This window comes from Escherichia sp. KS167_9B (genome assembly GCF_030295215.1).
GTDB lineage: Bacteria > Pseudomonadota > Gammaproteobacteria > Enterobacterales > Enterobacteriaceae > Escherichia > Escherichia coli_F.
The window spans coordinates 5,190,430-5,211,420 of sequence record NZ_AP025754.1 but is presented as its reverse complement, the minus strand read 5'-3'; the positions used below and the strand labels follow the sequence as shown (position 1 = coordinate 5,211,420).

Here is a 20,991-nt window from a genome sequence, read left to right as displayed (position 1 = left end):
TGGATATTAACGGCTAAAGAAAGCGCGCTGGATCGCCATTTCGACACCGCGAACTTCGGCCAGGCCTTTCAGACGACCAATCGCGGAGTAACCTGGGTTGGTTTTCTTCTTCAGGTCGTCCAGCATCTGATGACCGTGGTCCGGACGCATCGGGATCAGGTCTTCTTTGCCTTCCGCTTTACGACGGTGTTCTTCTTCAACAATCGCTTTCACCACTTCGTACATATCAACGTCACCGTTCAGGTGCGCCGCTTCGTGGAAGGTTTTCGGGTTATCTTCACGCATGGTGGAACGCAGATGGGTGAAGTAAATACGCGGACCGAACTGCTTGATCATATCAACCAGATCGTTGTCAGCACGCACGCCGTAGGAACCGGTGCACATGGTGAAACCGTTCGCCATGCTGTTTACGGTATCAACCATCCACTGCATATCTTCAATGGTGGAAACGATACGCGGCAGGCCGAGGATTGGGCGCGGCGGATCGTCCGGGTGAACAGCCATACGCACGCCAACTTCTTCCGCAAATGGAATGATCGCCTTCAGGAAGACCGCAAAGTTTTCGCGCAGTTTGGCTTTGTCGATATCTTTGTACAGCTCCAGGTGCTTACGGAACTGGTCAAGGGTGTAGCCTTCTTCCGCGCCCGGCAGACCGGCAATGATGTTACGGGTCAGACGCGCTTTGTCTTCGTCGCTCATAGTGGCGAAGCGTTCAGCGGCCTGAGCAATTTCTTCTTCGGTGTAATCCGCTTCCGCGCCTGGACGCTTGAGGATGTGCATTTCAAACGCAGCAAATTCGATCTGGTCGAAGCGCAGAGCTTTGGAGCCATCTGGCAGCACGTATTCGAGGTCAGTACGGGTCCAGTCGAGCACCGGCATGAAGTTGTAGCACACGGTGCGAATGCCGCACTGCGCCAGGTTGCGCAGAGTCTGCTGATAGTTAGCGATCCACTGCTCATAGTTGCCAGTATGAGTTTTGATATCTTCGTGAATTGGCACACTTTCCACAACAGACCACACCAGGCCTGCGTCTTCAACGATCGCCTTGCGTTTGAGGATCTCTTCTACTGACCACACTTCCCCGTTCGGGATATGGTGCAAAGCGGTAACCACGCCAGTCGCGCCCGCCTGACGGACATCAGCTAAAGTGACCGGATCATTAGGGCCGTACCAGCGCCAGGTCTGTTCCATGATTTTTCCTCTTTCACATAGTGGGTTCCACAGCAAAAAAACGCGGAATCCCGGAGTTGTTTAGGTATCCGGATGAACAACCAGACCGCAGCCGTGGCATTGCATCGGATGAGATGGCGTATAAGTTCTACCTTTTGGTAAGACATGTCAACCCGAATTCAAAAATTGGTTAACCACATCACAAGATTTTCACGCGCACGCTCGTTGCTGCAAATTGCAGCAACGGGTAATTGATAGTTATTAATCAGAGGGTGTGACATTCATCGCAACAATGGTTGACCAATTTACATAACATGTCGCCCAAAATAACAACGGTTCAACCAGGTAAGGTAAAACGTTATGCATGTGCTTAACATTCTTTGGGTAGTATTCGGTATCGGTCTGATGCTGGTACTGAATTTGAAGTTCAAAATCAATTCAATGGTGGCTTTGCTAGTGGCGGCGCTATCCGTCGGGATGTTGGCGGGCATGGATTTGATGTCGCTGCTGCACACCATGAAAGCGGGCTTCGGCAACACGCTGGGGGAACTGGCAATCATTGTTGTGTTCGGTGCGGTCATTGGTAAATTGATGGTCGACTCCGGCGCGGCTCATCAGATAGCGCATACGCTGCTGGCGCGTCTCGGCCTGCGCTATGTCCAGATATCGGTGATTATCATCGGCCTGATTTTTGGTCTGGCGATGTTCTATGAAGTGGCCTTTATCATGTTAGCGCCGCTGGTTATCGTCATTGCCGCCGAAGCTAAAATTCCGTTCCTGAAACTGGCTATTCCGGCAGTAGCGGCTGCTACCACCGCACATTCACTTTTCCCTCCGCAGCCGGGTCCGGTGGCGCTGGTGAATGCTTATGGTGCAGATATGGGGATGGTTTATATCTATGGTGTACTGGTGACAATCCCAAGCGTAATCTGCGCAGGCCTGATTCTGCCGAAGTTCCTCGGTAATCTTGAGCGCCCAACGCCATCATTCCTCAAAGCGGATCAACCTTTGGATATGAATAATCTCCCCTCTTTCGGCGTTTCGATTCTGGTACCGCTGATCCCGGCGATCATTATGATCTCTACCACTATCGCCAATATCTGGCTGGTCAAAGACACCCCTGCGTGGGAAGTCGTTAACTTTATAGGTTCATCGCCGATTGCAATGTTTATTGCGATGGTGGTTGCATTCGTACTCTTTGGCACCGCGCGTGGTCATGACATGCAGTGGGTGATGAACGCCTTTGAAAGCGCGGTAAAAAGCATTGCGATGGTGATTCTGATCATTGGTGCGGGCGGCGTGCTGAAGCAGACCATCATCGACACCGGCATTGGTGACACCATCGGCATGTTGATGTCCCACGGCAATATCTCGCCGTACATCATGGCGTGGCTGATCACTGTGCTAATTCGTCTGGCGACGGGTCAAGGTGTGGTTTCAGCGATGACCGCCGCCGGGATTATCAGTGCTGCAATCCTTGATCCAGCAACCGGTCAACTGGTTGGCGTGAATCCGGCGCTGCTGGTACTGGCGACGGCTGCGGGTTCCAACACCCTCACCCACATTAACGATGCCTCATTCTGGTTGTTCAAAGGTTACTTTGACCTGTCAGTAAAAGACACGTTGAAAACATGGGGTCTGCTGGAGCTGGTCAACTCCGTGGTTGGGCTGATTATTGTGTTGATTATTAGCATGGTAGCGTAAAAGAACACCAGAGCCTGCCAATGGCAGGCTCTATTCAGATTCGCCTTGTTTATGCCAGATGCGACGCTGCCGCGTCTTATCTGGCCTACAAAGGGCTAACGTGCGGGTTTGTAGGTAGCGTAGCGCATCAGGCAATATTGCGTACCAGCATTAGCAATGTCCTGTGATTTCTTTATTGATAAACAAAAGTCACGCCAATAATCGATTGCACATTCCCTGCAGTCACCTGCCCTCCGGTACGTGCGTAATTTGCCGTTAATCCCAGACTTACCGCCGAAGTCCCTACTGCTCCTAACGATACCGTGTTATTCGCTGGAATAATCGTACCGTTGCGCGTTAACTGTACGCCGACGCCCTGTGCTGGTGAAAACGACGCGGTATTGGTGAAAATCGAGTTGCCCGCATCTGCGGTTGTGCCGGAGAGGTAATACCCCAGGTTTTGGCTTTTCGCACAATAAACGGTAAGAGGAATAGGTACCGAACCGGGATAGTCCGGCAGAGTCACGGTGACATCACGAGCAGAAACATCACAGCCGCCAGTGGGCACCACCACATCATTATTGGCGTAAATATTCCACACAAACTGGAAATCATCGCTGTTATAGTTGTTGGTCTGTCGCAAAATAAGCACGGCAATTAATGAGCCAGCTTTAATCGCCACCCCGCCCGCACTGCTCACAGGCGTCAAATAAAGCGCCACCGGCCACGGCTTATCCGTTCTCGAATTATAAACAACGCGCGGCGTTTCGCTGGTGGTAGGAAATGGATAGCTACTGCCACTATATTTTACGGTCCCGGAAAAATGAGATAACACGCCGCCATAAGCCGAACCTCGTTGCAGTGTGACATAGTCTGTAATGGTTTCCGGGTAATCGTTATGGCAAAAGATTTGCGTCGAAAGATCTACGACCAGGTTTTGCCCCACATTCACGGCGGGCGCAAGGTTTACATAAACATTGGCGCTGCCACCGCCAATAGGGATAGCGGTGCCATTGGCGGTTTTACAGGCGAATGACCAGGCATTTACCGACCAACCCATCAACAGTACAGCAAACAGGGTAATAACTCTTTTCATTACAATCATCTCTTCGGATTCAGCTGTAGGTATAGGTGATGCTAATCACTGCCTGAATGGTTCCCTGAGTGGCTCCGCCATTTACCGTCAATGCTCTGACCTGTAACGGGAAGTGCGCTGATTGTGAGGAATCATCCACCTGAACTGTTTTGGTTGCGCCAGTATTCAATGTGTTGCCACTGTCATCCTGTAGCTCTAACTGGATGTTTTGCGCGGTCCCCTGGTTTTTATAATATCCGGTACTGTCGGCTGCCCCGCTGAAGCTGGCGGTGACCCTCGACGTTCCCACCGGACAATGAGTCAACTCAAGCGCAACATCATGCCAGGCCGATGCCGCCCCGGCAGACATCAGACTGAAAGAATAAAGATCGCCGAGATCTACCGTGGCATTGGTGGTGGAAACCGTGCACGGTTTGGCGACGACCTTACCGTTCACCGTGATGGTGACATCGGCTGCCTGTATCGTCGCACTTGCGAGCGCCAACATTGTCGCCAATAAATACCCACGTTTGCGCCATTTCATGAGCATCTCCAGTTACTGATATTCAAGAGTGAAGGTAGCCGTGGCATTGATATGCCCCGCAGTGACAGGCACCTGTGTCGCCATTAGCCGGGCGTAAAAATTCAGCGTATTTGGTTTACCCGGCGTCAGGGTCGTCCACGAAATCGCGGAGGATGGCGCATTAAGGGGGATCTGATTTTGTTGCTCATTCAGAAGCTGTATTCCCAGCCCCGCAGCCGCTGACACCGTATTTTCAAGTGCAAGCAGGTTGGCATTGTGACTATCTGCAACGCCGGTAAACCCAACCTTTACGGCAGAAACGGCATTACCACAGGGTGACAGCAAAATACGAAATGGAACGACAGGAGTCGTCGCGCCAATGTTGTTAAATTGCTTCGCCGCGTTTTCCATCAGATCAACAGTAAAATTGGTTGATTCAGCGGCCACACTACAGCCGTTATCTCTGACATAGCCGCGGATAGTAATCGTGCTATCCGCAGCCAAAGCGTGACTTACCGCTAGCCACAAAAAAGCGCACAGAAGATAAAAAGGTTTGCTTTTCATCACGCCCCCTTAACGACATTCAGCTGATAGCTGGGTTAATAACTGCTGCTGACTCTCTGGTGGCAGTTGATAATTGGCGACACAGTGAGCATTTTCCTCTTCTCCCCATTTCACCTGAACTTTTCCCGCTAAAGGCATCCCGCTGAGATAAACCTGACCATTATCCGCAACAATGCCGCTACTCTGGCTACTCTCTGATGTGACCATCGCCCCAAACGGCAGCGGCTTATTATTATGGGTTAGCGTCATGAGCAGTTTTATCCCAACACGCGCTTTAAACTCTGCTCGCACAATTGCCCCACGGGTGGGAACAACGTTAGCGACCGCGTTATCTAAATCGACGTTATCAGCCAGGGTATTGGTATCCAGCGCCACTCTATTTTCCCGATATTCTGTGGCATAAGGCAGCACGGCATAGCCGCGCCAGTCGGTACGCACCCCCGTCTGGTTTTCAACTTTTGCATCTTTTGCGCCGGGTGCTTTAACAAGCACCACCGTATCGTTTAACGGCTGCCCCAGCGTTACGCCATTGGCATGAGCCAATACCCCACCGCTGATTCCGTAATAGAGCTGCTTAATATCATCGCTATGGCTGTAACCAATGTTGGCATTGCCGTAGCCACCGCGATAATTCAGCGCGGCGTAGCCTGTACTTCCGCTATTACCATCGCCTCCCCCGGCATAGCCGGTTTGCACGCTATAGCTGAGGTTATTGTCTTCCAGCAACGTACCGTATACGCCCGCAAGGTTGGTCATCCGACCGTTGAGATCGTGTGACATGCTGTAGCTGGCACTGGCATGTCGCCACTGAGATTTACTGTCAGAACGCAGCCAGTGGCTGAAAGGAATATTGACGTTAAGAGCCAACATCTGATCCCGTCCTTTTTGCCACGCGTTTTTCGTCAGGCTATAGCTGAGCGTCCAGTTGATATCTTCGAAAGCAGTATTTAATCCAGCCTGGAATTGCTCATCGACATTACTCGTTCCCCAATAAGTTTGATGGCTACCACTCAAATACAGTGTTGATGTGCGCCCGAGTTGCTGAGTAACAGTGAGCTGTAATTTCCCGCGTTTGTTATAAGCGAGATTGTAATAGTCGGTAAATTTCGGCTTAACCTGAATAACACCATCCTGTGTTTCGATGTTGTAGCCATTCATTCGGCTGTATGTTGTATCAGCGAAATTAAAATACCCGCTGGTCGAGTAACGGTAACCCACTAACTGAAAATTCGTACCTGACTCATTGAGCGATTTGTTATAGAGAAAACGCACCGATTGCCCGTCATGCTGACTGTCATCAGGAAGTGTGGAATTAGCCTGCGTCATATCCACGGACAGAGCGCCCAGTGCCCCCATGTTTTTCCCGATACCGAAATTAAAAGCGCGATAACGATCCGCCAGTTGCGTTCCACCATATATTGTCCAGCCAGCCGGAAGGCCGTGGAGTAATGTACTCTGGAAAAAACGGGGTTTATCCTGTTGCGCATTTCCACTACGGTATTCTCCTGCCGTAATGGAATAACGAGTATGCCCTTCACGTTGCAAAAGCGGGACTGACGAATAGGGTACGGTAAAGATCTGCGTGCTACCGTCAGCCTCTTTAATCGTTACCTGCAAGTCACCACTATTACCTGCGGCATAGATATCGTTGATGGTAAAAGGCCCCGGTGGCACCGTACTATTATAAATGTCATACCCATTTTGTTTAATAGTGACCTGTGCAGTACCACGCGCAATACCGTGGATCACCGGGGCAAATCCTCTTTGGCTATCGGGTAACATATTGTCATCTGAGGCCAATTGTGCGCCGCGAAAGTTAATACCATCGAAAATATCGCCCTGAGTATAACCATCACCCAGCGTCAGCCGGGAACGTAACGGAATTATGTCTCGCTCAAGCCAGGTATTGATATGCTGCCATTTATTTTTGCTACCTGATGAACTGTCGCTACTGTTATAACTCCAGGTGGTATTGTCGCGTAAACGCCACGCACCAATATTTAACCCACTCTGTAGGTTTAAATATGCATAATGGCTGTTACCACCAATCCGATTCTGTACACTATTTCCGCTGAAATTATAATTGAGCAATCCGGCATTAATACCGGGGTCCCATAACTCTGGAGGAATATAACCACGCGCGCGATTACTCATAAATGCCTGAGGGATCGTCAGATTGAGTCGCTGCTGACCCACATCCAGTTGCGCAGTAGCGTCCTGGATCATTGAGGTTAATGGCACGCAGGCATCATCCGCCAGCAGATTCATACCGGAGACAGAAGCCGTATTCAGCCCCATACTGGCAAGTTGCGCGCGTGTCAGGCAGGGAACAATCCCTTGTTCGCTGTCGCCCGTATTAAATGTGACATCACGCGTTGCCATATAACCATTATTCAAATAGATATCAACACGATACGTCCCTGGCGGTAATTCTTGCCCATTTTCAAAACGCGATAAATCAGCCACAGCCTGGGGATCATCCGCTAAAAAACGCGGGTTAAAATAGAGTTCGGCAGATGACAAAGGTGCCTGTGTGGCAAAAACACAGGCAACAGAGAGCCGAACAAAAAAACCAGCCAGACGAGGCTTACGAATATGCAAGCTTTGTGTGTTTCGCTGGTAAAGTCTTAAATTCAGATATGACATTATTCCTCCGGTTTAAAATTACCCGGCAGTCAATTCTTTTTATTCAGGCGAAAAATTCCCCCTGCGTTATTCCATTACGCCCGTCATTTTTGGGGTAAGTGCGCCATAATCATTTATTGTTCGGTAAGTAATATTGCTTCCTGCATCAGAAGGCAATTTAACCGTGCTTTCGCCCATTGGAGGCACCAAGGCATTTTCAAGAACCCGAGTTCCGGCATTCAACTCTGTTACCGTCAGGTAATAGGGTGTCGGGTTAATCAGCGTCAGAGAATTCGCGCTACGACGAAATCTTAACTTTTCTGCGGCCTGATCGGGTGGCAACGCTAATTTAGCCGGGCGATAGTACAATTTAATGCGGCTGATAATTGCGAGCTGTAGCGTATTCTCAGTCAATTTTGATTTATCCATTGACGGAATCGCTTTAACGTTCATCCAGAATAAACTTTCCCGATCCTGTGGCAATTGGTTATTTGTGGCATCAAGAATACGCAAGGTATTCTCTTTTTTCCCCTTCATCGCAAACAGAGGTGGTGTCACGATAAAACGACCATCCTTTACACCATCGGCATTTTCTACCCATGATTGAATTAAATAGGTGCTATTTTCATCATTATTTGTCACGGCAAGTTGTACTTGTTTTTGCCCTGCCGGATAAATAACGCGAGTCGCACCTAAGGCCACTCCTGCTTCCGCGCGTCCGGCAGCCATCATTGCCATGATCATCAGGATACCTGCCAGCAAGCAGAATGTTATTTCCTGCAATTTCCTTACATTGACGTTTTTATTACTCACTGTCCTGTTCCTGTTATCACATTATCTGCTGAACAATTACTGATAGGTTAAAGAGAACCAGGCCTGAGCATTGGCGATGCCGCCAGTAACCCGACGCCCGGTAGCACGATATTTGGCGATGAAATGTAACGACGTAGAGCCTGAGTAAAGCCGTTTCCAGTTTGCTGGAGGACGATTAATCGGTACAAGGTTTCCTTCATCATCAAACAACGCTACGCCAATATTGGTGGCAATCCCTGGCCCCTCTCCCACGGAAAGCACATCCGGATTTTTACCATCCGCGACACCGTGAAACGCCACACCCACACGTTCACTCACCACCGTGCTACATTCCCGTAAATGAATAACAAAAGGCACCGGTGCGCTATCTTCCCCAACCGCATGAAACCGGTTACTGCTGATTTGCCCCATATTGACCGTCATTTGTTTATCACCAGCTTCAATCCGGCAAGCTTCTGCAATAATGACGCCCTGAAATTGCATATTTCCGCCGGGCAACGTGGTGTTCCATTTATTTCCGGCCAGAGCAAACATTGGCAGCAACGACGCTAATAGAAATAATCTCTTCCTTTTCATCGTTATTTTTATCGCACAAGGGTGGGCATCCCTGCCCATAATGACGTCCCTGAACCTGGGTAGGTTATTGATACTGAACCTTGAAGGTCGCATCCGCATTAGCAGCACCTGGGGTTGCGGCACCGGTTGCAAAGTAACGCGCCTGGAACGGAATGGTGTTAGTACCGTTATTCAGGGTTGTTTCTGCACTAAATGTCGCACCGTCCAGCGCCAGCGCAGCACCGGTTCTGTCCAGAATTTGCACACCAACATTTGTTGCGCTACCTGCAGCAGAACTCTGCAGAGCCAGAACGTTGGTATGAGTCGCATCAATCGCCGTACCTAAAAAGGCAACAGCGGCTTTTGATGCAACATTGGTATCGCAATCATTCAGCTGAATGTTAAAACCGACAGCAGAACTGGTTGCTCCGTCCTGTGCCAGCGATGCGGTACGAACCTGTCCTAACTGAACGGTTTGATCAACAGAGCCTGCATCAACTGCGCAAGCGGCGTTAACAACTTCCCCTTTGAAGTGAACGGTCCCACCATTTACCGTCGTAGTATCGGCCAGAGCTGCTGCGGAACTGAGGGACAGAGCCGACAGAACAACGATCGCCAAAGTTTTAATTTTCATGCTGCTTTCCTTTAAAAAAACTGTTTCTAAATCGACATGGGCAGTCGTTCTGTACACTTTGTTTTGAAACGAATTGGACTGCCAACACTGCACAGTTCTTCCCCAAAAGATGAAACATTTGGGGCCATTTTGACTCATAGAGGAAAGCATTACGCACGAACTTTCTTAGTTTATTATTTGGATTTATATTCTATTAATACATTCTTTTATGGATTTTTATATTGAACACGGTGGTTTTTGGAGAGATGAATGAGGAAGTTGCTTCGAGACACAGAAACGTTAGCTTTACCTATAGCGGAGGTGATGTGAAATTAATTTATAAGAGAAACAATTTACATATCAAACAGTTAGTTGCTTTATGTCGTTTTTTTATATTTTTATGCTTGAGAACAAATACAAAACTTTTTTATGATATGGACAGTTTGGCCCCAATTGTCTTATATTTCTTTATCTTTTCATATTATTATCAATAAGTTACATCAGGCATCTTCTCTTTTTAATTTTTCGTTTATGAGATTATTTCTTTCCCATAATCCGGCAAAACGTGCAGCATTACTGGCGGTATAACGCACAGTATGGCGAATATTTCGATGCCCGAGATAATCCTGAATTAAACGGGTATCTGCACCACGCTCCGCCAGTTCATAACCGCAAGCATGCCTTAACATATGAGGATGAGTTTGCGTCACGGTTCCAGCTTCAATACCGGCATCGCGAATAATGCGATAGGCCTGCTGGCGAGAAAGTCGACTCCCGCGGCGAGAAATAAATATGGCGTCGGTCTGGTCAGCGCCTTTCCAGTTAATACGTTCCTGGGTCCAGCGCTCCACAGCTTCACGCTCATCAAAACGTAACGGGTGAACGGTAGAAAATCCGTTCTTCAGTCGGCGAATATTTATTCGACCTTCGTTAAGGTCAAGATCCTGATAATGCAGATCAAGCAGTTCACTAATACGCATCCCATGCCGATATGCCAACAGAATTAGACAATAATCTCTGGCTCCCGTTGCCCCGTAACAAACCGCCTGCATCATGTCCTGCACTTCTTTACCGGTAAGATAACGACGTTTACTCACAATAGTAGTACTCCTGACTGAGATATATTTGAATGAATACCTATAGGAAACCTCAATCGGTTAAAATTAGCCCAATAGATAAAAAGATAACCACACAGGAAGTTATGTGGCTATCAGTCAATTACATTAAATATCATACAAAAATAAAATATCACTGATGTGACAACATCTATTTTCATTGATTTGATTCAATATAACAATAGATTGCAGCGGATTAACTTCCAGTTGCTTAAAAAATAAAGAAAAAAGTGCAGAAACAGGAGAACTTGAGTGATGTGTAAATTTATGAATGATTTTGTTTATTTATTTTGAAGAACATAAACCATTGTATTTTGTATGGATATGGTTAACTTAATGTTTATTATGATAATTAAGAATCACACTTACAATAACATCAATTAATAAATGGTTAATCATTTTTGATATATCGTAAGAATAATGTATTTTTTAACACCATCCCTGGTATCTCATCTATCTCTATAAAACTGCGTGATGCTGTCGTCCTCTGGCTCTATCCCAGATGCCGTAAAAACGCCCTGCATTGCTGGCGGTATACCAGACAGTATGACGAATATTGCGATGCCCAAGATAATCCTGGATAAGTCGTGTATCTATTCCCATATTCGCCAAAGCAAAACCACACGAATGGCGTAACATATGCGGATGAATCTCCAGTGATAACCCAGCATTACCACCAGAAGTCGAGATAATATGGTAAAACTGTTGCCGAGAAAGCGGGTTCCCCTTACGTGATAAAAATACCCACTCGCTCTCAGCATGCGGATACGAAGTACGTATACTCAACCAGTTTTTTAAAGCCTGAACTTCTTTGTTCAATAGCGGGTGCGTTGTTGAAAAGCCTTTTTTTAATCGATGGATATAGATACACTTTGCCTTAAGATCAATATCCGAAATCCTTAATCGGCAAATTTCACTCGCCCGGAAACCATGAATAAAACAAAGCAAAGTCAGACAATAATTACGTGCTGCATGAGGCCCGGTATTTGCTGCTTTAAGGAGTGACTCGATTTCACTATGGGTCAGGAAGTTCCTTTTTTTGTTATCAGCCTTATTCTTCATCGTTTTCCCTTATAATTACAGACGCGCACTAGCTGTGCTGGGTTAGCAATAATCCAACATTTTAATCCTGATTATGTTTATAAAAGCGAACGTTTGCTTAATAACTAACGTAAGTGGACCAGTTCTTCTGAGTGAACTTAAATGGAGTAGCGATAGTTACTTATAATAACTTTGCCATACAAACGCCATGCTCTTGCATGCTATGTACCTTTATATATTTATCAATCTGATACGAATCTAATAATAACCCTCATCATTAATGCAACCAATCTTATCTATATATCATGTGATATGTTCTGTAACAAGTAAAATCAACATAAAAAATTCAGCAAAATTTAATATTCGTTCAACTAGCCGTCTCACATATGACATTATTAGTCAACTGCATTTGCCACAAAATGGCTATTTCATGGAACGCAGTAATTTCTTAGTGGCTATTATCATGCTAATGCTTAGGTCCCTAGCTATTATTCCTGTCTGGTTCGTCAACTCACGCCATGAGATTGTTATATTCCTTTTTATCCTGGAGATATGGGGGAAAGCAGGCGACGCTTTTTCATCTACATTCATTGGTAAATATGGCTTTGGTCACTACGTCTTAAACCTTCTTCAATCACAGCTATTCGCCGGGCGATACGGCAAACAAACTAAGTGAAGCATCATCCTGAAAACACCAATGCGTACTGAACATCAACAAGCCTCTCCTGATCGACTTCAGAAGTGACCAGTTACAAGCCACAAACCTGGAAACATATTTCATGATGAGAATTATGCTCAGCCTGATGGCGGGTAAACACTTATTTTCACCACGCTCACTGAGTTAGCCAGCAAAGCGCCCCTTGTTTAGAGCGCAAATAAATAACATATAAAACAAATAGTTAATCAAATATCTTTGATTTGTGAAGGCCACCGCAAGTGTTCGTCTGGCTTCACATGGCATCTTCCTCTTAGAAAAAGATCGACATATTTTGTGACACGAATTGCAAATCTGGTTTTGTTGTATGGATTGCGTGATTTTTGATCTGGTATAACAGGTATAAAGGTGCACCACGATAGTCAATGAGACTGGGCATCTCGTAATCTATGGCAAACATCACTTCAGTTCTTTCACATCGGGTGATGAAAATGCACTTCAGTCTGAAAGGAATATGAAAATGAGATCAACAGACACTCTATTTTATGACTCTGGGTAAAATGGATTGAGTAAGTGATATAGCTTACGAACATTCAAATCAATCAAACATCAGAAGAGATTTTATACTCAGGTATTTAATCTGGATCTCTGTTTATTTAAATAATGTGGAAAGAGATTTTTCACAGGAGACATTATACAAAAAATATAAAATACAGCTATCGGTTGCCAAAGACACTATAAGCCTGGCAAAAAATATTACACAACATAAATGCTAATTGTTTATGCGGGCTTTGTATTGCTTTCTGTATCCTACAAATGAGTGAAATTTATGAAAAAGGCTAAAATACTTTCTGGCGTATTATTACTGTGCTTTTCGTCACCATTAATTTCTCAAGCTGCGACACTGGACGTACGTGGTGGATATCGTAGTGGAAGCCACGCCTATGAGACTCGACTCAAAGTCAGTGAGGGATGGCAAAATGGATGGTGGGCAAGCATGGAAAGTAATACCTGGAATACCATTCATGATAATAAAAAGGAAAATGCCGCACTCAATGATGTTCAGGTTGAAGTTAATTACGCGATTAAACTTGATGATCAATGGACGGTGCGCCCGGGAATGTTAACGCATTTTAGCAGCAACGGCACACGCTACGGACCCTACGTAAAACTGTCCTGGGACGCGACAAAAGATCTTAATTTTGGCATTCGCTATCGTTACGACTGGAAAGCTTACCGACAACAAGACTTATCCGGTGATATGTCTCGTGATAACGTTCATCGTTGGGATGGATATGTCACTTACCATATTAATAGTGATTTCACCTTCGCATGGCAAACGACGCTATACAGCAAACAGAACGATTATCGCTATGCAAACCACAAGAAATGGGCGACAGAAAATGCATTTGTTCTACAATACCATATGACGCCTGATATTACGCCATACATAGAATATGACTACCTTGACCGTCAGGGTGTTTATAACGGCAGAGATAATTTATCAGAAAACAGTTATCGCATTGGTGTGTCATTTAAACTGTAGTAGACAGGAGACAGTCACAATGAATAAAACAATAACGGCGCTTGCTATCATGATGGCTTCATTTGCCGCAAACGCGTCTGTATTACCGGAAACTCCTGTGCCATTTAAAAGTGGTACCGGAGCAATTGATAACGACACTGTCTACATTGGTTTAGGTAGCGCAGGTACGGCATGGTACAAGCTGGATACACAGGCCAAAGATAAAAGATGGACAGCGTTAGCTGCATTCCCTGGCGGACCGAGAGATCAAGCAACCTCTGCATTTATTGATGGCAATCTGTACGTATTTGGCGGCATTGGCAAAAACAGCGAAGGCTTGACTCAGGTATTTAATGACGTACACAAATACAACCCCAAAACCAATAGCTGGGTTAAATTGATGTCACACGCGCCGATGGGTATGGCGGGCCATGTGACTTTTGTACACAACGGCAAGGCTTATGTTACTGGCGGTGTTAACCAGAATATCTTCAATGGCTATTTTGAAGATCTCAACGAAGCTGGAAAAGATTCAACCGCTATAGAGAAAATCAACGCCCACTATTTTGACAAAAAAGCAGAAGATTATTTCTTCAATAAGTTTCTGTTGTCTTTTGATCCCTCAACACAGCAATGGAGTTACGCTGGCGAATCTCCCTGGTACGGGACGGCTGGTGCAGCGGTTGTGAATAAAGGCGATAAAACCTGGCTTATTAATGGTGAAGCCAAACCAGGACTACGAACGGATGCCGTATTTGAACTTGATTTCACCGGTAATAATTTAAAATGGAATAAACTTGCTCCCGTCTCATCACCAGATGGCGTTGCTGGCGGTTTTGCGGGGATAAGCAATGACTCACTTATATTTGCCGGAGGGGCCGGATTCAAAGGTTCACGAGAAAATTACCAGAACGGTAAGAACTATGCGCATGAAGGCCTGAAAAAATCATATAGCACTGATATTCATCTTTGGCATAACGGGAAATGGGATAAATCGGGCGAATTGTCGCAAGGTCGGGCCTACGGAGTATCATTGCCCTGGAATAATAGTCTATTGATTATTGGCGGTGAAACTGCAGGCGGCAAAGCGGTAACGGATTCAGTATTGATCTCTGTGAAGGATAATAAAGTCACAGTGCAAAACTAACGCTTCAGGGCCCCAGTAAAGGGGCTCTGCTATCAATTTGCCATTTCAATTACGCGAAAATTATATGAACGCAATAATATCGCCCGATTATTACTATGTTCTTACCGTTGCTGGTCAGTCTAATGCCATGGCGTATGGCGAAGGACTGCCATTACCGGACAGGGAAGATGCGCCTCATCCCAGAATTAAACAATTAGCGAGATTTGCGCATACGCATCCCGGAGGCCCGTCATGTCACTTTAACGACATTATTCCACTGACTCACTGCCCACACGATGTTCAGGATATGCAGGGTTATCACCATCCTCTGGCAACGAATCATCAAACACAGTACGGCACCGTTGGCCAGGCACTGCATATTGCACGGAAATTACTGCCCTTTATTCCTGATAACGCGGGGGTTCTCATCGTTCCATGTTGCCGTGGCGGATCGGCTTTTACTGCGGGCAGCGAAGGGACATATTCAGAACGGCACGGAGCCAGCCATGATGCTTGTCGTTGGGGAACGGATACTCCGCTATACCAGGATTTAGTCAGCAGAACGCGAGCCGCACTGGCAAAAAATCCGCAGAACAAATTCCTCGGCGTATGCTGGATGCAAGGCGAATTTGACTTAATGGCCAGTGACTACGCGTCACACCCTCAACACTTTAATCATATGGTTAAAGCCTTTCGTAGGGATCTAAAACAATACCATTCTCAGCTTAATAAAATTACTGACGCGCCGTGGTTTTGCGGCGATACCACCTGGTACTGGAAAGAAAATTTCCCTCATGCGTATGAAGCTATTTATGGCAATTATCAAAATAATGTTTTAGCCAATATTATTTTCGTCGACTTCCAGCAACAAGGTGAAAGAGGACTGACGAACGCGCCTGATGAAGACCCGGACGATTTAAGCACGGGATATTACGGTTCAGCGTACCGGTCACCGGAGAACTGGACGACGTCACTGCGAAGCAGTCATTTCAGCTCAGCAGCCCGTCGGGGGATTATTTCTGACAGATTTGTAGAAGCAATTTTGCAGTTTTGGCGCGAAAGGTGAGCGTTCATTAATTTGATTTATTCGCATCCATCAACGCTTTTAACTGCTCCGGCGAAAACGGTGGTTTGCGTCGGTGCAACATCGCATGGCAATTAGGGCACACAGGAAGCAAATCATTAACTGGATCCAGCTGGTAATCCTCTTTAATGGCTGAAAGCGGCACCAGGTGATGCACATGGATAAAGCCTTCAGCGATATCACCATAGATCTTCACCAGATCAACGCCGCATACGTTGCACTGGCATCCATGATGTTCGACCGCTTTATCTCGGGCCTTTTTATCGCGTTCATAGCGGTTTACTGTCACCTTTATCGCCGCACCTTCAAGGTATGTCTCCTGCGACGGCAACTCATCCGGGAACAGAACGTCGGCTATGGGAGCCGCAGCGGCTTTATCCTGATGAATATGAAATCCCTGCTCTATGAGTAGTTTGACGCATTTAGATTTTATTCCGCCGGTGAAATCCGCAGGGGTAAATTGCGTCCCCGTCATCAATGTCGCTGCGATGCCAGCAATCGCCTTCGAGGGGTAACGTCGGCCATGATATTCAATCTCATACAACCGCGCAGGCTGGAACTGATGAGTTTCTCCCGCATCCCATAAATGGATAGCTTCGATGATATACCGCCGCGGAAGATGATCAGGGAGTTTATTCATGGAGAATGTCCTTATACGTTCTCAGAACAGGCAGCAAAAAAACAAATGAGATCAAGGTAATATATCTTCACTTGCAGGCTTGAACAGCAGAAAATTTGCGAGCATGATCGCAATTATTTCACTGCCAGGGATATCAATGGCTTCCAGTAAATCGCTACAGCAGGCAATTGCCAATATAAAAATCTGGCACAAGGGTGAACAGCGCGCGCCGCATAAGCCATTGTTATTGCTATACGTATTAGCGGGATACCTGAATGGACATCCGCGCCTTTTCGATTATGGCTCGGAAATCTACGAACCTCTGCACAGTTTACTGGAACGTTTTGGGCCACAGCGTTCACAGTACCGACCTGATATGCCGTTCTGGCGATTACAAGGCGACGGATTCTGGCAATTACACAATGCCGAGCTTTGCTCAACAACAGGGAGCAGCCGACAACCGCCAGTGAAGGAACTGAACGAATACCACGTTGCAGGCGGTTTCGATGAACAGCACTACGCCCTGGTAACCGGCAATAAAAAACTCATCAATACTCTGGCGCAACAGATACTCGAAGCGCACTTCACCGAGAGTATTCAGGAAGAAATTGCTGACGAGCTGGGTTTTGATCTCCAGCAAATCCGTAAACAGCGCGACCCGTTATTTCGCAAAAATGTATTACGCGCTTATAAATACCAGTGCGCGATATGTGGCTTTAATATGCGCCACGACGACACCACCGTCGCGTTGGAAGCGGCGCATATAAAATGGAAACAGCACGGCGGTCCTTGTGAAATTCCTAATGGCCTGGCGCTTTGCGCAATTCACCATAAAGCCTTTGATAAAGGATCGATTGGCCTGGATGAAAATATGCGGGTACTGGTCTCGGATGCGGTAAACGGCGGAGGGATCGTTGAGAAACTATTCTGGGATTTTGACGGGAAAACTATTACGTTACCACAGGTGCGTAAAAATTACCCTTTTGAGGGGTTTGTGGAGTGGCATCGAAAAGAGGTTTTTAGGGGGTGAGTTTGATAACTATCGCAGTATGTTCAATATTGCTGACATAATCAGTGCAGGATCTTGCCGCTAGTTTACAACTCGCCTTCGATAGCGGCGCAAAACGAGTTCTGTTGCCGATATCCTCGGCTATGGATATTCCAACAGTTCCGGCAGAGTTGTTTACCAAGTTTCAGGTAAGTTTTTACTCAGAACCGGTTGATGCGGTTTATAAGGCGCTGGATGTGAATTAACACATTCCTCAGCTTATTTACAAAAGGATTATTCCCATTTGATATAATATCAGTGCCAATTTACTTTTTTCAATGGAATATATCTCGGCTAAATAACAATAAAACTTATCGCTAATGGATTAAATAAACAATTTTCTAATTTATTTCACCACCTTTGATATAGAAATTGATGGTGTTGTCGCTGCCATTGCTTATGGTGATGATAAAATCCACGTTTCTGGATCGGTGCGTAGAAAATCATCACTACCTTGATATTTTGATGAGATATGATCATACCGTTCCGTAGTACCAATTTCAACTTCAGGCTAAACCCCAACATTAAAAAAATTAGAGTTATTCACTGATTATATTATCAATAATATAATCAGTGAATAACATGGACTATATAATAAATTGCTCTAATCATTTCCCTTACGAATATATGGGCCAAAAGCCCAAGAATCATAATAAGGGTGATGGACTAATTTTTCATTAAATCGAACACTATAAGTTAATTTTTTTATATTTTTACGTACAGCATTAATACTGGGCAAAGAGGAAAGATAATCTATAAACTTATCGATAGTGATTTTCCCTTCGCAACACTCAAACCCATCAATGATATTTTTCGCCATTTTTCCATTTTCATTTGTTTGATATATCACTCCAGGTATTCGTTGAAAAAAACTAGATAATGCATATTTGTCCGCTACATATGTATCATCCACATGATATTTCCCACCGAGCATAGTTGTAGTAACAATAAGCTTATACACACCTTTGGGTTGCCATGTTGATGGTAGTTCGAATTCTTTAATGATCACATCAAGATGATTAAGATAATGTTCAGAAATTCGATTTATTTGTTGAATATAAGAACGCATAAATTTATTATTATGATCATGTATTAATGAGCTATCTCCAACGATGTTACACACTTGCTGATAGTACTTACCATAATATATTGGTTGACCATTTGATTTTAGTTCTGTAAAAATCAAACAATCATCCAGGAGAATCACGCAATCGTACTGATAATTAGCATGAGCATCAATTGGAGAAGCTTTAATCCCCGCATCACGAACTTGTTTTATAAATTGTTGCTCATGAAATCGCCCTTTACTTGCTTGAGAAATTTTTTTGGAACCAAATAATGACATTAGAGAGCGAGTCACTGAGCTATTTGCTATTAATGCAGGCATTAAGCATAAACCGTCCATACAGGGAATAAATGGGCAATCATTAAGATCATGTGATTTTGAATTGAAGGTAAAATAATCTATCAGTTTTTTTGCTGCATCTGCTGCAATCCCCTTACGTTGAAAGAATGATAACCAACTCTCACGGCTTTTTATGATCAGCCAGCGATCCAACTGTAGGGGTATAGGTTTTGTCGATGAAAATCTTTTGCTCATTTCTTCTTTAGATAACTCGACTAAACATTGATAAGCGTGCACCCAATTAAATAATGATATATTCCCATATTCTTCATGAAGGTCATCAGGAGACATATTTTCCAACTCGCTTAAATGAAATGAGCTAAAAACGCCATCAGAATTTAAGTAAGATGGCATATGATCCTTTACCCAACTATTTAGATGAAAATGTTTGTTTCTAAATTCATGAACTTCGCTATATAGATGTGACGCTCTCATCATTAGTCTATTTCTTGCAATCTCATAATCTCGGTATAAACAAAAACTATCAACCTCAAGAGAGTAAATGTTATTATCCAATTTTGTAAATACTGCACTACTTAGTCTGAAAAAGTCTCTTACTCTGCTTAATGAGTCAAAAACATTCCACTCATTAAGGTACCCTCCCATTGAAAGCAAGGTTTGTTTATTCACACAAGAAGTTAGTTTCAATGGCCCATGAGTCCGTAAATAAGAAAATATTCTTCCGGTGTAATTGGCTACCTCATCAAATGCCCTATCGATAACTCGAAAATATTCGATATCAGGTTCAGCATGAATATTAATATTTTCAGAAACGATAAATAATGGAAAAATCCTCTTCATTTTTTTAGGATCATTGACCACAACCAAGGATGATAATGATGATAAAAACATCTCACAAAACATGATGAGATTAAGTATTAATGCATGTGATTTTTTTGTATTTTTACGCCAAATACCAGCACATTTTGCAGCCGCAAAGAAAGAATTATTTATATCATGCATAATTTTACATTGACTCTCGAACTCAGAGATTAGTTCAATGTTATCAGGAAATGAGTTTACTAGCTCATTAATACATTTTTTGAATGTATTGTTATACTCAACTTCAGTCTGAACTGAAAATCTATTATAATAGATGGAAGATATTCTCAGCACATCCAAGGCGATATCTATACTAATATCATCTCTTTTTATGTACTCACAAAAAAAAAGAACAAAACTGTTTCGGGTCGTTAGCAAGATTACTAATTCTAGTGGTATCATAAACTTTTTCCATTTTTCCATACATCCTATTGTCTAAATTACTATAAAACTAGCCACTTAACTAATAATTATAAATTTCATCTTTTACACCTTGCATTTTTATAACCAATGAAATCTACAACAAGCAACTGATGGATAATCCGATATTGGTCGCATTTAATGGCATGGTAGCAAAGTTTTCATCACATACCTCCTTTGCACCAGAATAAACGCCAGAGACCTGAAATTGCGAGTACACTACAGAAATTGTACTGCCGGTCCCATCAGCATAAAACCATAGTTACACAGGTAATCATCATTATTCACCAAGATAATAAATATTATTCGGTAGAATAGCGTTCTCAGGTGGTCAGTAAAATTGTCTTCAACAAGATGTCTGCGCATCTCGTCTGCTAGCCCTACATAACTGCTCTCGACCGAAACTATTTATTGAATGTTCACCAAGGTGGGCGTGGAGACAAAATGACGTCTTTTGATATTAGCTACCTGAGCCACATGGTCAAAACGTTCAAGTAGCATAGCGAAACC

17 protein-coding genes and 2 pseudogenes are annotated in these 20,991 nt (G+C 44.6%); 6 read left to right on the top strand and 13 right to left on the bottom strand.

All coding sequences use genetic code 11. The annotated features are described in order from the left end of the window. Positions 1-6: 6 nt before the first annotated feature. Positions 7-1,191 carry a mannonate dehydratase gene (gene uxuA / locus QUE34_RS25845; protein ID WP_286338895.1) on the bottom strand — a complete coding sequence of 395 codons (1,185 nt, stop codon included), beginning with the start codon at positions 1,189-1,191 and terminating at the stop codon, positions 7-9. A gap of 339 nt (positions 1,192-1,530) precedes the next feature. Between uxuA and gntP the strand changes: the two genes are divergently transcribed. Continuing rightward, positions 1,531-2,874, top strand: coding sequence for a gluconate permease GntP (gene gntP / locus QUE34_RS25840; protein ID WP_103253453.1), 1,344 nt, complete (start codon positions 1,531-1,533; stop codon positions 2,872-2,874). A 172-nt stretch (positions 2,875-3,046) separates the two neighbouring features. Here gntP and fimH read toward each other — a convergent pair whose 3' ends face one another. From fimH to fimB, 9 genes are all read right to left on the bottom strand, one after another. Then, positions 3,047-3,949, bottom strand: coding sequence for a type 1 fimbria D-mannose specific adhesin FimH (gene fimH, locus QUE34_RS25835; protein WP_103253485.1), 903 nt, complete (start codon positions 3,947-3,949; stop codon positions 3,047-3,049). A 19-nt stretch (positions 3,950-3,968) separates the two neighbouring features. Then, positions 3,969-4,412 carry a type 1 fimbrial minor subunit FimG gene (gene fimG, locus QUE34_RS25830; RefSeq protein ID WP_306308292.1) on the bottom strand — a complete coding sequence of 148 codons (444 nt, stop codon included), beginning with the start codon at positions 4,410-4,412 and terminating at the stop codon, positions 3,969-3,971. Between the two features lie 72 nt (positions 4,413-4,484). Beyond that, entirely contained in the window at positions 4,485-5,015 is a 531-nt protein-coding gene (gene fimF, locus QUE34_RS25825; RefSeq protein WP_001355117.1) for a type 1 fimbria minor subunit FimF, read from the bottom strand. Between the two features lie 9 nt (positions 5,016-5,024). Next, positions 5,025-7,661 carry a fimbrial usher FimD gene (fimD, locus tag QUE34_RS25820; protein ID WP_105268511.1) on the bottom strand — a complete coding sequence of 879 codons (2,637 nt, stop codon included), beginning with the start codon at positions 7,659-7,661 and terminating at the stop codon, positions 5,025-5,027. Between the two features lie 66 nt (positions 7,662-7,727). Continuing rightward, positions 7,728-8,453, bottom strand: a complete 726-nt coding sequence (gene fimC, locus QUE34_RS25815) for a type 1 fimbria chaperone FimC (RefSeq protein WP_001403893.1) — start codon at positions 8,451-8,453, stop codon at positions 7,728-7,730. A gap of 36 nt (positions 8,454-8,489) precedes the next feature. Then, positions 8,490-9,029, bottom strand: a complete 540-nt coding sequence (gene fimI, locus QUE34_RS25810; RefSeq protein WP_000824095.1) for a type 1 fimbrial minor subunit FimI — start codon at positions 9,027-9,029, stop codon at positions 8,490-8,492. A gap of 64 nt (positions 9,030-9,093) precedes the next feature. Then, on the bottom strand, positions 9,094-9,642 hold the full coding sequence (fimA, locus tag QUE34_RS25805) for a type 1 fimbrial major subunit FimA (RefSeq protein WP_105268510.1): 549 nt from the start codon (positions 9,640-9,642) through the stop codon (positions 9,094-9,096). Positions 9,643-10,121: 479 nt separating this feature from the next. Continuing rightward, complete coding sequence (gene fimE, locus QUE34_RS25800; protein WP_000044720.1) at positions 10,122-10,718, bottom strand: type 1 fimbria switch DNA invertase FimE; 597 nt, start codon at positions 10,716-10,718, stop codon at positions 10,122-10,124. Between the two features lie 477 nt (positions 10,719-11,195). Beyond that, entirely contained in the window at positions 11,196-11,798 is a 603-nt protein-coding gene (gene fimB, locus QUE34_RS25795) for a type 1 fimbria switch DNA invertase FimB (RefSeq protein ID WP_000790582.1), read from the bottom strand. A gap of 1,463 nt (positions 11,799-13,261) precedes the next feature. On the opposite strand from fimB, the gene nanC reads away from it, so the two are divergent. The 3 genes and pseudogenes from nanC to QUE34_RS28690 all read left to right on the top strand — a co-directional run. Next, entirely contained in the window at positions 13,262-13,978 is a 717-nt protein-coding gene (nanC, locus tag QUE34_RS25790; protein WP_001295734.1) for an N-acetylneuraminic acid outer membrane channel NanC, read from the top strand. 19 nt (positions 13,979-13,997) lie between these two features. Beyond that, complete coding sequence (gene nanM, locus QUE34_RS25785) at positions 13,998-15,104, top strand: N-acetylneuraminate epimerase (protein ID WP_105268507.1); 1,107 nt, start codon at positions 13,998-14,000, stop codon at positions 15,102-15,104. 64 nt (positions 15,105-15,168) lie between these two features. Further along, positions 15,169-15,735, top strand: a pseudogene (locus tag QUE34_RS28690) (sialate O-acetylesterase); the annotation flags it as partial. 332 nt (positions 15,736-16,067) lie between these two features. Here QUE34_RS28690 and QUE34_RS28685 read toward each other — a convergent pair. Together QUE34_RS28685 and QUE34_RS25775 are read right to left on the bottom strand one after the other, a co-directional pair. Beyond that, on the bottom strand, positions 16,068-16,157 hold the full coding sequence (locus tag QUE34_RS28685; protein ID WP_418134933.1) for a hypothetical protein: 90 nt from the start codon (positions 16,155-16,157) through the stop codon (positions 16,068-16,070). Then, positions 16,157-16,807, bottom strand: a complete 651-nt coding sequence (locus tag QUE34_RS25775) for an HNH endonuclease (protein ID WP_105268505.1) — start codon at positions 16,805-16,807, stop codon at positions 16,157-16,159. Before QUE34_RS25775 ends, QUE34_RS28685 begins: the two co-directional genes overlap by 1 nt. A 136-nt stretch (positions 16,808-16,943) precedes the next feature. On the opposite strand from QUE34_RS25775, the gene QUE34_RS25770 reads away from it, so the two are divergent. Beyond that, on the top strand, positions 16,944-17,816 hold the full coding sequence (locus QUE34_RS25770) for a phosphorothioated DNA-binding restriction endonuclease (RefSeq protein ID WP_105268504.1): 873 nt from the start codon (positions 16,944-16,946) through the stop codon (positions 17,814-17,816). Positions 17,817-17,860: 44 nt separating this feature from the next. Further along, positions 17,861-18,040, top strand: a pseudogene (locus QUE34_RS25765) (hypothetical protein); the annotation flags it as partial. A gap of 398 nt (positions 18,041-18,438) precedes the next feature. On the opposite strand, the gene QUE34_RS25760 reads toward QUE34_RS25765, so the two are convergent. Beyond that, positions 18,439-20,463: a hypothetical protein gene (locus QUE34_RS25760; RefSeq protein ID WP_286338894.1), complete on the bottom strand. Its 2,025-nt coding sequence runs from the start codon at positions 20,461-20,463 to the stop codon at positions 18,439-18,441. Positions 20,464-20,991 lie beyond the last annotated feature (528 nt).

Coding starts and splice junctions, on each gene's coding strand:
- uxuA (WP_286338895.1), bottom strand. CDS start 1,191: ATGGAACAGACCTGGCGCTGGTACGGCCCTAATGATCCGGTCACTTTA.
- gntP (WP_103253453.1), top strand. CDS start 1,531: ATGCATGTGCTTAACATTCTTTGGGTAGTATTCGGTATCGGTCTGATG.
- fimH (WP_103253485.1), bottom strand. CDS start 3,949: ATGAAAAGAGTTATTACCCTGTTTGCTGTACTGTTGATGGGTTGGTCG.
- fimF (WP_001355117.1), bottom strand. CDS start 5,015: ATGAAAAGCAAACCTTTTTATCTTCTGTGCGCTTTTTTGTGGCTAGCG.
- fimD (WP_105268511.1), bottom strand. CDS start 7,661: ATGTCATATCTGAATTTAAGACTTTACCAGCGAAACACACAAAGCTTG.
- fimI (WP_000824095.1), bottom strand. CDS start 9,029: ATGAAAAGGAAGAGATTATTTCTATTAGCGTCGTTGCTGCCAATGTTT.
- fimA (WP_105268510.1), bottom strand. CDS start 9,642: ATGAAAATTAAAACTTTGGCGATCGTTGTTCTGTCGGCTCTGTCCCTC.
- fimB (WP_000790582.1), bottom strand. CDS start 11,798: ATGAAGAATAAGGCTGATAACAAAAAAAGGAACTTCCTGACCCATAGT.
- nanC (WP_001295734.1), top strand. CDS start 13,262: ATGAAAAAGGCTAAAATACTTTCTGGCGTATTATTACTGTGCTTTTCG.
- nanM (WP_105268507.1), top strand. CDS start 13,998: ATGAATAAAACAATAACGGCGCTTGCTATCATGATGGCTTCATTTGCC.
- QUE34_RS28685 (WP_418134933.1), bottom strand. CDS start 16,157: ATGAACGCTCACCTTTCGCGCCAAAACTGCAAAATTGCTTCTACAAAT.
- QUE34_RS25775 (WP_105268505.1), bottom strand. CDS start 16,807: ATGAATAAACTCCCTGATCATCTTCCGCGGCGGTATATCATCGAAGCT.
- QUE34_RS25770 (WP_105268504.1), top strand. CDS start 16,944: ATGGCTTCCAGTAAATCGCTACAGCAGGCAATTGCCAATATAAAAATC.
- QUE34_RS25760 (WP_286338894.1), bottom strand. CDS start 20,463: ATGATACCACTAGAATTAGTAATCTTGCTAACGACCCGAAACAGTTTT.